Here is a 12,027-nt window from a genome sequence, read left to right as displayed (position 1 = left end):
GTTCGATATCCCGATCGTTTCGTTGAAGGACATTCGCCATGCAGCTCGCAATTCGCCACGACACCGTGTACCGCTACGCAGCGCCGGTGCATTACTCGATCCAGCAACTGCGCCTCGCGCCGCTCACGACGCCCGCGCAGATCGTCACACAATGGCATGTGGATGCGCCCGGCAAGCTCGAAACGAGCCGCGACGCATACGGCAATGCACTCATGACGCTGGTGATATCGCGCCAGCACAAGGAGATCCGTCTGCGGGTGCGCGGGGAAGTGGAGACCATCCCGCTCGCCGACGGTCGCTTGCCGGAAGGCGAGGGGCCGATCCCCACGCATCACTTCACCCTGGCCACGCGCCTCACGGAGGCGGACGAGGCGCTCACGGAGTTCGCGCACAGCCTTGCGCCGCTCGACGACGCGGCCGCGATTCTCGACGCCGCGGCGCGCATCACGCAGCGCGTGCAGTACGAGTCCGGCGTGACCGACGTGGCGCACACGGCCGCCGACGTGTTCGCACTGGGCCGCGGCGTCTGCCAGGATCACGCGCATGTGATGCTGGCGTTGTGCCGCGCGCGCGGCGTGCCGGCGCGTTATGTGAGCGGCTACTTCGATCCTGGCGATGTGCAGGAGATGGCGAGTCACGCGTGGGTCGACGTCTGGATCGACAACGGCTGGGTCACCGTGGACGTGACGCACGCCTGTTTCGCAAGCGAGAAATATTGCCGGATCGCGGTGGGCCGCGATTACGAGGCGGCGGCGCCGGTGCGTGGCCGGCGCATTGGCGGCTCGAGCGAAACGCTCGACGTCAGCGTGAAGGTTAGCGCGCAAAGCGCCCAGCAATAGTTTTCCCGCTATCACAAAGGGAACAGTACCGGTTTCGCATGCGCACTGCTGGCGTTGCGCATGCGAGAATCGGTGCTTCACGACCCGAGGCGAAGGACGATCATGACCTACTGCGTGGCGATGGCGGTGGAGGAGGGACTCGTTTTCCTTTCGGATACACGCACCAATGCGGGCGTTGATCACATCAGCACATCGCGCAAGATGGCGGTGTTCGAGGAGCCCGGCGAGCGCGTGCTGGTGCTGCTCGTGGCCGGCAATCTCGCGATCACCCAGGCCACGCTCCAGGAGCTCACCGAGCAGCAGGATCCCGCCCGGCCCACGCTCTGGAACGCGCCGAGCATGGTGGAGGCCGCGCGCATCGTGGGCGAGGCGGTGCGGGAAGTGCATCGGCGCGACGCCGAGGCGCTCAAGCGTTTCAACGTCGAATTCAACTGCAGCTTCATTCTGGGCGGCCAGATGCGCGGGCAGCCCATGCGCCTCTTCCAGATCTACGCGGCCGGCAATTTCATCGAGACCTCGAGCGTCAATCCGTATTTCCAGATCGGCGAATCGAAATATGGCAAGCCGATCATCGACCGCGTGCTCACGCCGCGCACGCCGCTTGGCGAGGCCGCGAAATGCGCGCTCATCTCGATGGATTCGACGCTGCGCTCCAACCTGTCGGTGGGCCTGCCGCTCGACCTGATCGTGTATGAACGCGACACGCTGCGCGTGACGCGCTATGCCTCGCTCGACCATTCGAACGATTATTTCCAGATGCTGCACTCGACATGGGGCGAACGCTTGCGTCAGGTGTTCGGCGAGATTCCCGATCCGCTGTGGACCGACAACGGCAACGCGCCGCGCCATGAGCGCGCGGATTTTCCGGCGGCGCCCCATGCGCCGCACGCAAGCCCGAGCGACGAACTGCGTCCCACGCAGACGCTCGCGCAAGGGCCGCAGCCGACGATACCGCCGCGCAACGCCTGAGCGCGGTATCCTCCTGCGAGGCGCGCATGGTGCGTTTCTCGACCGGACAGGAGGCAGGCCGATGAAGCATGACGATTCGAAGGCAGCAAACGAGGGCAACGAGCACGAGCTCGATGCACATGGCGGCCCCAATCATGACGGTCCGCACGATCCTGCCCGCCGCCGCGTGCTGGGCGGGCTCGCAGCGGTTGGCGTGGGCCTCGCGCTCGGCGGCTGCGAGTCGCCCGGGCAAACGGTGGGCGCGGCACCGCGCAGTGCCGGCGATACGCGCCTCGACGCGGCGCTGCGCGATCAGGTGCGCCACATCGTCGTGATCTACGCGGAGAACCGCAGCTTCGTCAACCTCTACGGCAATTTCCCGGGTGTGCAAACGCCGCTCTCGGGCGTGTCCGCCCAGCGCTACACGCAATTCGACCGCGACGGCAAGACCCCGCTCGCGCAATTGCCGAAGATCTGGGGCGGCCTGGTCCCGCAGGCGCAGGAGCTCGACGGCAAACGCTACATGATCGGCGAGCAGGCCATCACCGGCCTGGAGAACCGGCCGTTTCGCATCGTAGACGCGCATGGCCATCCGTTGCCGAACGGAATCATCACGCGCGACCTCGTCCATCGCTTCTACCAGAACCAGATGCAGATCAACGCGGGCCGCAACGACCAGTTCGCCGCGTGGGGCGATTCGGGCGGTCTCGTGATGGGCTATTACGAGAACTCCGCCGATACGCTTCGGCTCTGGCAGCTCGCGCAGCAATACACGCTTTGCGACAACTTTTTCATGGCGGCGTTCGGCGGCTCCTGGCTGAACCACATCTACCTGATTTCCGCGCAAGCGCCGTACTATCCCGACATTCAGTCGAGCCCCGCGAAGCACCTCGTCTCCGTGGTCGAAGGCGACGATCCGCTCGGCACACGCTTGAAGCTCGCGCCCAATTGCCCGCCTTCGGCGCTCGGCGGGCCGCCGAAGTTCGTGAACGACGGCCTTTTCACGCCCGACGGCTTTGCGGTCAACACGATGGCGCCGCCGTATCAGCCGAGCAGCGTGCGGCCCGCCGAGGACGGCAATCCCGCGTGGGCCGATCCCGCCAATCCGCGCGTGATGCCGCCGCAAACCTACGCGACGATCGGCGACCGGCTTTCGGCGAAGGGCGTCGACTGGGCCTGGTATAGCGGCGCCTGGCAGTACGCGCTCGACCACCGTGACACGGGTGCCGTGCCTGACTTCCAGTATCACCATCAGCCGTTCAATTACTTCGCCAGCTATGCGCCGGGCACGGCGGCGCGCGCGCGGCATCTGCGCGATGCGGGCCTCGGCGACGATCCGGCCACCAACCGCCTGCTCGCCGACATCGACGCGGGACGCCTGCCTGCCGTCACGTTCTACAAGCCGCAAGGCAACCTGAACATGCACGCGGGCTACGCCGACGTGGCGTCGGGCGACCGCCACATCGCCGCCGTGATCGAGCATCTGCAACGCAGCCCGCACTGGGCGAACACGGTGATCGTGATGACGCACGACGAGAACGGCGGCTGGTGGGACCCGGTCGCGCCGCCGCAGGGCGACCGCTGGGGGCCGGGCTCGCGCATCCCGGCGCTCGTGATCGCGCCGTTCGCGAAGAAGGGCTACGTGGATCACACGTTCTACGACACGAACTCGATCCTGCGCTTCATCAGCCGCGTGCACGGACTCGCGCCGCTCGACGGCGTGGCGTCCCGCGACCGCGCCTTCGCTTCGCGCGGGCAAACGCCGCCGGGCGATCTGGTGGGGGCGCTCGATCTGGCGTGATGGCGTGTCGATGGCGGTGCGGGCGCGAGAAAGTCAGATGCGAAACGCGCTCGCCGCCATCGCATGCCCCGAAGTCGATGACGGGTTGCTCATTGGAAACTCAGTTGCCGCTTCTGTGACTGAATCGATGAACTATCCGTCCGATCAATGAGTTGGCGCGATCCCCAGGCGGTTATCAACAGAGTTGTCCAGAAAATCTGTGGACAACTTTTTCGCGAAAAATGGGTGCATCCGACGTGGCTTTGGGGCGCTTTCTGTTTCGGATCAGGGGCTTAGCGTGAATGTCCCAAGGTTGCCCACAAGGCTGTGAACAAAATCTGTGGAGAACTTTGCCGCCGTTCCAACACCCTGCAAGCATCGGTTCTGTTTAGATTCAACAGGTTAGCTGCTTGGTCGATGGCTTTGCTCAGGACCGGCATCGGTCCAGTGCGTCGGTTTCGTGGGGAACGCGATAGGGTAGAACCGATCGATGGAGGTGCTGGAGATCCAGCACGGCATGTAGCGCTTTGCTGAAATGGGCAAGGGTATTGGCGCAGCGAGCGCGGAACATCCACAGCTTCCCTGGCTGGCCAGGCACTCACTGCCGTAATCGACATCGCATAGGCTGACGCAAAAGTCGCGCAGACGCGACGCAAGGCCTGCCAAGCGTCAGTTGAATACGCAAGTGGCGCTCGCGAATGCAAGGCAGCGCAGGCTTGAATAGCTTGCTGAATCGAATAGCGCGAGGATTGACTTGGCATTGAAACTGGGAACGCCAGGGCAAAAAGATTTGCGATGACGATATTTAATTATGGTCGTTATCCATGCGCAAGCTCAATGAATATGTGATCCAGGGTTTGTGAGGCGGGACCTTCCTGGTCAAGCTTCCACTCGGCGCAGGCACTGCTGGCATCACATCGACAGTTGCCGCGCAGGCGCCGGTCGAAGCGTCCATCTTTGCATCCGCGCATCATCAGGATTCCGATAACCTGTTCAAGTTGTAGAGCGGATCAGGTCTAAGGTGGGACCGGACGCGGGCCGCCCTTGGTTGGTGGAGACAATCGCCTATTCCAGCGTCCATAGTGTTAGCCTTCAACGAAAACAATCTTGAATCATGTGTGACGCCGCACTCGCCGCCTGGCGTGCAGGTCTTCTGCCCGATGCCGAAAAGCATTGCCGAGCGGCAATTTCCGCCTCACCCGAAAATGCTGTAGCGCACTATTTGGCGAGCCTGATTGCGTTCTCCGCTGGGCGGATCACCGATGCTGAAGCGTCCTTGCGTGACGCGCTCGCATACAGCACGAATGCCGGGGATGCGCTGGAATTCGCTTGTGCGTTGCTCAGGCAAGGCCGCATTGATGATGCGCGCATGACGCTTCGTCGTACGCTAGAGCTCGATCCGACGCGTGCGGCCGCTCACTTCTATATTTCCAATACATTTGGTCCCGAAGATGCTGACCAGGCGGAGGCGCATCTCCGGCAGGCAATCAAGCTTGCGCCTTCACTCGTGGAAGCACACAACAACCTCGGAAATCTGCTGCGCGCGACCTGCCCGGAGGAAGCACGAGCCGCATACGAACAAGCAATTGCATTGCGCCCCGACTTCGCGCGGGCCTGGTTCAATCTCGGCGTTCTGCTCGAGCAATCTGAACAAGAAGTAGCGGAAAACGCGCTGCGACGTGCAGTCGATCTGGATGCCGGCTTTGCGCCCGCATGGAATGCGTTAGGGCACCTGCTCTCAAATTCACGGCGACGCGAAGCTCAGGTCGCGCTTACGCGAGCTGTAGAGCTAGACCCTGGTTTTGCGGTAGCCTGGTCCAATCTCGCCCATGTGCTTTCAACCACAAGTCAGGCCGAAGCCGAGCGTGCTGCGCGCAAGGCCATTGCACTCGATCCGCGCCTTGCAAGCGCACACTACAATCTTGGCGCGTTGCTTTGCCATCAGCGCGTGGACGAAGCCGTCGAAATGCTAAAGCGAGCTGTGGCACTGAAGCCCGATCACGCAAACGCATGGCATCTGCTTGGGCATTTGCTATCGAAAAACGATCCAGCCGAAGCTTTGGTGGCGCTGCGCAGGGCGATCGACCTGAATCCTGAGCTTGCAACTGCGCACGCGGTCCTTGGCAATGTCTTCCTCGCCTTGGGGTGTGCAACGAGATCGATCCTTGCTTTGCGCACTTCGCTCGAGTGTGATCCGGGCAACATCGTAGCTCATGCGAACCTCGTCTTCACGCTTCCTTTCCAGACGGATGACCCCAAGGCAATCCTGGACGAGTGTAGCCGGTTTGTCGCACAACACGAGGCGCCTGTTCTTGCAATCGGGCGTACCGGTGACGAGTCGAATGATCGTACACCTGGCCGGCGCTTGCGCATCGGCTACGTTTCACCTGACTTCAATTCGCATTGTCAGTCGCTCTTCACGCTGCCGGTGTTGTCCCATCACGATCACGCGAACTTTGAAATCGTTTGCTACTCGAGCGTCAGGCAGCCGGATAGCACAACCGCAGCACTCAGGAACCTGGCCGATGTTTGGCGCGATGTTCACGCGTTTGACGATGAAACGCTCGCGCAACAGATTCATGTCGATCGCATCGATATACTCGTTGACTTAACCATGCACATGGAGGATTGCCGGCGCCTGTTGTTTGCGCGGCGCCCTGCGCCTGTACAGGTTGCCTGGCTCGCTTACCCTGGTACAACCGGTAGTCCCGCCATGGATTACCGTCTCTCGGACCCCTGGCTGGACCCTGAGGACGAGCCGGGTCGCGACGCATTGTATTCGGAACGAACCATTCGCTTGCCCCATGCATTCTGGTGCTATGACCCCCAGGTAGAGCACTTGGCTGTCAACGATCTGCCGGCTGCAAATGGCGCGCCGTTCACTTTCGGTTGCCTCAATAATCCGGCGAAGGTCAGTGACCACGCTTTGCGCCTTTGGGGCGCTGTTCTTGCCGCTGTGCCCGGGTCTCGTTTGCTGGTTTTGGCGCCTCGGGGCGTACATCACAATCATCTGATCGAGCGATACGGCGCAAACGGCATTGATCCTTCACGTGTGCTGCTCGTCGGCCGACAATCCCGTCGCGCCTATCTGGAAACCTATCATTGCATCGACGTCGCGCTTGACACTTTTCCGTGCAACGGTCATACGACCAGTTTGGATGCTTTCTGGATGGGTGTTCCTGTCATCACGCTAGCCGGGCGCTCAGCCATCAGTCGAGGTGGCAGGAGTATCGCCGGGAATCTTGGGATGCCAGAGCTCGCTGCGAGTTCCGACGGCGAATTTGTGCGTGCAGCCTGTGCACTTGCAGACGATTTAGCCCGTCTCTCCGCTTTGCGTGGCCTGTTAAGAGCGCGTCTGGAAGCATCGCCGCTAATGGATGCGCAACGATTCGCGGCAGATATCGAACGAGCATACCGGGCAATGTGGCAAGCGTACTGCGAAGGCCGGCGCGAGCGGGACGAGTAAGGGCTGTGCGACTCTGCTGCCATGTTGTCTGCAAATACTTGTCCAGAGAATCTGTAGACAACTTTTTCGCGCAAAATTTGTGCATTCGCCGTGGCTTTCGCGCACTTGCTGTTTCGGATCATGGACTTAGCGTGAATGTCCCAAGGTTGCCCACAAGGCTCTCAACAAAAACTGTGGACAAGCCCACCACCGCGTTTCGTATCCGCTGCGAATCTGCTGCATTCGGAAACGGCGTGCACAATCCGATACGCATCAGATACTTGCGACACTCGTCCCAAGGTTACGCACAGGCCTCTCAACAAAATCTGTGGATAGCGCACCCAGATGCTGACACGCCTTGCAAGCACCTTGCGCGACGCCCGGCTCGCGCCCGATAATCGGCTCGATACGCCCTGATCGTGACGCTTCGCGCGTTGCGGCTTTTCCTCCCCTTCAGCGTCGCGCCGTGCTCAAGAACTCGCGCCTTGTCGGTCTTCTGCGTATCCCCGGCTTTTTGCCGCTTGCCGCCGCCACCCTGATGCTGGGCGTGGCGATGTCGTTCACCGCGCCGTATCTGTCCTTGTTCGGCGTCGAGCGTGCCGGCATGACGCCGTTGCGGCTCGGCGTGTTCATGACCGTGATCGCGGCGAGCGGCGTGATCGCCAGCACAGCGGCCGGGCGCTGGAGCGACGCCACCGGCAAGCATCGCCCGCTGTTGCTCGCCTCGCTCTGTGCGGCCACGCTTGGCTATCTGTGCTTATGCATCGTGCGCGACTACCGCTTGCTGCTCGCGGTGGGCATCGCGTTCATTGGCGCGGGCGGCTGCGCGCTGTCGCTCGTGTTCTCGTTCAGCCGCGCGGCGTTGCCGGCCTCCGACGACGCCGAGCGCACCTTCGCGAGCGCCACGCTGCGCACGATTCTTTCGGCGGCATGGGTGTTCGGTCCGGCGGTTGGCGCGCTGGTGCTCGCGGCGACCGGCTTCTATGGGCTCTTCCTGTTCGCGGCAGCGAGCTTCGCTGCTTGCGGCACGATCGTCTGGCGCATGCGCGAGCCGCGCCTCGACGAGCACGCCACACAGCATCTGATGACGCGGCCCACGGCAGGAGAGGTTGCGCAGGAGCTTGCCGAGGAGGCGATAGCGCCTTACGAAGGCCAGCCGCTCACCCAGGCCGAAGTGCAGCCCGCGGTGAAGCAGCGCGTGCACGTCAGCGCGCCCGACGTCTCGCAGAGCGACATCATGCGCGCCGTGGTTGCGCTCACGCTCATCGGCCTTGCCGCCAACGCGACAATGATCGTGCTGCCGCTCTATATCGTGCACGGCCTGCAGGGCACGCGCATCGACGTCTCGATCATGCTCGGTCTCGGCGCCTTCATGGAGATTCCGATGATGCTCGCGCTCGGCGCGAAGGCGTCGCGCCTGAACAAGCTGCACTGGCTCGCCGCCTGTGCCGTTGTGCACGCGCTGTATTTCGTGTCGATGTCGGCGGCGCCCGGCGTGCACGCGCTCATTCCCATGCAGATCCTCAACGCCTTCGTGGTGGCCGTCACGTCGTGTCTGGGCATGACCTACGTGCAGGATCTGATGCCCGAATCGCCGGGGCGCGCCACGGCGCTGTTCTTCAACTCCGCGCGGCTGGGTTCGATCCTATCCGGCGTGCTCTCGGGCTTGCTCGTGCAGGCGTTGGGGTATCGCGGCACATTCCTGTTCTGCGCCGTGCTCGCGCTCTGCGCGCTCGTGCTGTTCGCCGTTCCAGGCGAGGTGTATCCGCAGATGGCGCACGCCGCGCGCCGCTATGTCAAGGAGCGGCGCGCCAGGCGAGAGTAGCACTGGAAGTGCATACGATTTGATCAGTCATCCAGATCAACTCAGGAGGACGAACGCACGCGCGGAATCGAAGCGCTCAGTGCATGTACGTGACGCGGCGCGCGCGGTGGCTCAACCGCAGTCCCGCGTCGAGCAGCGCGATGGCGAACCAGCGCGCCGTCTTGAGCGTGCCGCTCACGCTCGGCATCGGCAGCCAGTCGTTGAGCAGTTGCACGGCGGCCTCGCTGCGCGTCGACTGCAGCAGCGCGATCACCTGCAACAGTGAGCCTTCGTCCTTCGCCAGTTCGGACGCGCAGCGGCAGCGTGTGTCGAGCGGGCGGCACGAGGCGCGGCACAGGGTGGTCATCAGCAACGCGAACTGGTCGATGCCGTCCGCGGCCAGCCCGGCCTCGGCGAGCACGCCGCGCCAGCTCTCGGACCTGGCCGAGGCGTCGCAGCGCGGACGCAGCCAGGTGCGTACCGCGCGCAGCACGGTTTGCTCGGCGCTGTCCGGATGCTGGATGAAGGTCTCGTCGATCAGCGTGTCATTTCTCGCGAATGGGGCGGTCGGGGTCATAAAGCCTCCTGTCGTGTCGGGCGGCAAGGGCTCTATGGTGCTGCAAATCCGGATCAAATGCAAATGATTCTCATTCTCAAAATAAGCCAGGACCCGACCAGGACCATCCACGGCACCGCGATTCCGGCGGCACCGCGATCCCATGGCGCGCAAGAAAGGACTCTTCCAGGCAGACCGCTTAATTCGGGGGCCGGAAGGGGCTAAAGTGCCGGACATGCGTGTACCAGCGCCGCTGGCGCACCGTGAGAGTTCGCCCCGGCCTGCATAGGGCTGGGGCTTTTTTTTGCACCGCGCAAACGCGCGCGGAGCGGGGCTGGCGCGCTTCGAGGGGCCATACCTCGATGCATAAGTCATTGAACCGAAAGAAACAAGTAAGGTATTATTCGGGCCGCACGGCGCGACGTCATGTCGCTCCTGGGCTCGTCCTGGCGGTTGCGAGAGGCACTTTCGTGATCAAAAAAGATGTCTGCCGGGCAATTTGTTGTATTTCGCCTTAGTACAGTTTCAAATAAAAACAATGACTTGCATCAATTTTCGATTCGACCCGTGTTGTTGCGCTGCAAAAGTTCCGTATACCGATTACCCTCGTTAACCCTTGAACGTGTGTTGCATTTCGCCTCGTAGCTGACGAATCGATTACAGCCTGTCTGGTCCGATTTTCACCCCACGTCAATCTTTCAAGTTGCTTGCGTATCAGTCCGTGCGCTGACGAAGCTATTCGCTCCGCATTTTTGAGGTCCCGTTGAAATGCAATCCGTTCCATTCCTGAGTCTGGCGATCTGGATTCCCATCCTGTTCGGCGTGGCAGTGCTGCGCGTCGGGTCGGATCGTCATCCGCAGCGCGTACGCTGGCTGTCGTTGATCGGCGCCGTCGTTGGCCTGCTGTTGACCTTGCCGCTGATCACTGGTTTTGACAACCACGTTGCCGGCATGCAGTTCGTCGAATTCCGCAACTGGCTGCCCGACTTCGGCGTGGCCTGGCGTCTCGGGATCGATGGCATTTCGATGTGGCTCGTCGTGCTCACCGCGTTCACCACGCTCGTGATCGTGATCGCCTCGTGGGCCTCGATCACGGTGCGCGTCGCCCAGTACTTCGGCGCGTTCCTGATTCTCTCGGGCCTGATGGTCGGCACCTTCGCGGCCACCGACGGCATGCTCTTCTTCGTGTTCTTCGAAGCGACGCTGATCCCGCTGTACCTCTTGATCGGCACGTGGGGCCACGCACGCCGCAGCTACGCCGCGGTCAAGTTCTTCTTCTTCTCGCTGGCCGGCTCGCTGCTGATGCTGCTGTCGATGCTGTACCTCTACAGCCAGTCGCACACCTTCGACATGTCGGTCTGGCACAACGCCTCGCTCGGCTTCGTTCCGCAGATTCTCGTCTTCATCGGCTTCTTCGCGGCCTTCGCGGTCAAGGTGCCGATGTGGCCGTTCCACACCTGGCTGCCCGACGTCCACCTCGAGGCGCCCACCGGCGCGACCGTGCTGATGGCGATGCTCAAGCTCGGCGGCTACGGCTTCCTGCGCTTCACGCTGCCGATCACGCCTGACGCCGCACACTTCTTCGCACCGGTCATCATCACGCTCTCGCTCGTGGCCGTGGTGTACTCGAGCCTGCTCGCGCTCGCGCAGACCGACATGACCAAGCTGCTCGCGTACTCGACGGTGGCCCACATGGGCCTCGTGACGCTGGGCCTGTTCCTCTTCAACCAGATCGGCACCGAAGGCGCGATCGTGCAGATGATCTCGTACGGTTTCGTCTCGGGCGCGTTGCTGCTCTCGGTCGGCGTGCTGTTCGACCGCACGCATACGCGCACCATCTCGGCCTACGGCGGCGTCGTCAACGTGATGCCGCGCTACGCCACCTTCATGATGCTGTTCTGCATGGCCAACGTGGGCCTGCCGGGCACCTCGGGCTTCGTGGGCGAGTTCATGGTCATCATGGGCGCCGTTCGCGTGAACTTCTGGGTCGGCGCGATCGCCGCGACGACCGTCATTCTGAGCGCTGCGTACACCCTGTGGATGTACAAGCGCGTGATCTTTGGCGCTGTGGCGAACAAGAGCGTTGCGAAGCTGGCCGATCTCGGCCGCCGCGAAACGCTGATCTTCGCTTCGCTCGCAGCGCTGGTGCTGGCCGTGGGCCTCTATCCGAAGCCCATGACCGACGCGATCGAGCTCTCGGCGGCGAACCTCGTCACCCAGGCCGGCCGCACCAAGCAACCCGTCGAAGATGCCGCGCAAACGGAATCCGTGCGCGCGGCGGGTGCGGACGCTCGCACCGCTCAGCGCTCGCCGACGTAAAGCAAGTGATCGCTCAGTAAGGAATGACGGCGCACCTGCGCGCCGCCCCGCCGTGAGGCGGCGCGGCGCGCGAGTGCGTCCAGCAGTTTTCGAATTTTGAGATTCGAAAGAAGCCGCGGCGGATCGATGTCAAGTGCGAAGTAGGGCACGGCGTGCGTGTGTTCCCGAGGCGCGACAAACCTCGCGAACACATGCGACAAAGTGTCTCGATTCCGTTTTGACAAAGGTCATTTTCTGCATTCATTGATTGTCTTCGATCAAAGCGGCTGTATGATTCGGGCGCGCTTCCTTTGTCGCTTGTCAGGGGATGCGTCCGGAACTATTCAATGAATGAAT

Annotated in this window: 8 protein-coding genes; 6 read left to right on the top strand and 2 right to left on the bottom strand. The window is 62.5% G+C overall.

The features are described 5' to 3' along the window. Nucleotides 1-38 precede the first annotated feature (38 nt). The 5 genes from BO1_RS18380 (at nt 39) to BO1_RS18360 (ending at nt 8,837) form a co-directional block, all read left to right on the top strand. Nucleotides 39-839 (top strand): transglutaminase family protein, encoded by an 801-nt coding sequence (locus BO1_RS18380; RefSeq protein WP_028218818.1) that lies wholly within the window; start codon nt 39-41, stop codon nt 837-839. 102 nt (nt 840-941) lie between these two features. Then, nucleotides 942-1,808, top strand: coding sequence for a proteasome-type protease (locus tag BO1_RS18375; protein ID WP_028218817.1), 867 nt, complete (start codon nt 942-944; stop codon nt 1,806-1,808). A 61-nt stretch (nt 1,809-1,869) separates the two neighbouring features. Further along, nucleotides 1,870-3,588, top strand: a complete 1,719-nt coding sequence (locus BO1_RS51595; RefSeq protein WP_043285335.1) for an acid phosphatase — start codon at nt 1,870-1,872, stop codon at nt 3,586-3,588. Between the two features lie 1,093 nt (nt 3,589-4,681). After that, a complete protein-coding gene (locus BO1_RS51590; RefSeq protein WP_052409510.1) occupies nt 4,682-7,033 on the top strand; it encodes a tetratricopeptide repeat protein in 2,352 nt (783 codons plus the stop codon). A 445-nt stretch (nt 7,034-7,478) separates the two neighbouring features. Next, complete coding sequence (locus BO1_RS18360) at nt 7,479-8,837, top strand: sugar efflux transporter (protein ID WP_028218816.1); 1,359 nt, start codon at nt 7,479-7,481, stop codon at nt 8,835-8,837. Between the two features lie 76 nt (nt 8,838-8,913). Here the strand turns inward: BO1_RS18360 and BO1_RS18355 are convergent, their stop codons facing one another. Continuing rightward, nucleotides 8,914-9,393: a hypothetical protein gene (locus BO1_RS18355; protein ID WP_028218815.1), complete on the bottom strand. Its 480-nt coding sequence runs from the start codon at nt 9,391-9,393 to the stop codon at nt 8,914-8,916. 747 nt (nt 9,394-10,140) lie between these two features. Here BO1_RS18355 and BO1_RS18350 point away from each other — a divergent pair. Continuing rightward, nucleotides 10,141-11,691, top strand: a complete 1,551-nt coding sequence (locus BO1_RS18350) for an NADH-quinone oxidoreductase subunit M (RefSeq protein WP_028218814.1) — start codon at nt 10,141-10,143, stop codon at nt 11,689-11,691. Here BO1_RS18350 and BO1_RS18345 read toward each other — a convergent pair. After that, a complete protein-coding gene (locus BO1_RS18345) occupies nt 11,673-11,891 on the bottom strand; it encodes a hypothetical protein (protein WP_028218813.1) in 219 nt (72 codons plus the stop codon). The genes BO1_RS18350 and BO1_RS18345 overlap by 19 nt on opposite strands. Between the last annotated feature and the right edge of the window lie 136 nt (nt 11,892-12,027).

Source organism: Paraburkholderia oxyphila NBRC 105797, from assembly GCF_000685075.1.
Lineage (GTDB): Bacteria > Pseudomonadota > Gammaproteobacteria > Burkholderiales > Burkholderiaceae > Paraburkholderia > Paraburkholderia oxyphila.
This window is presented reverse-complemented; position numbering and strand designations above follow the sequence as displayed.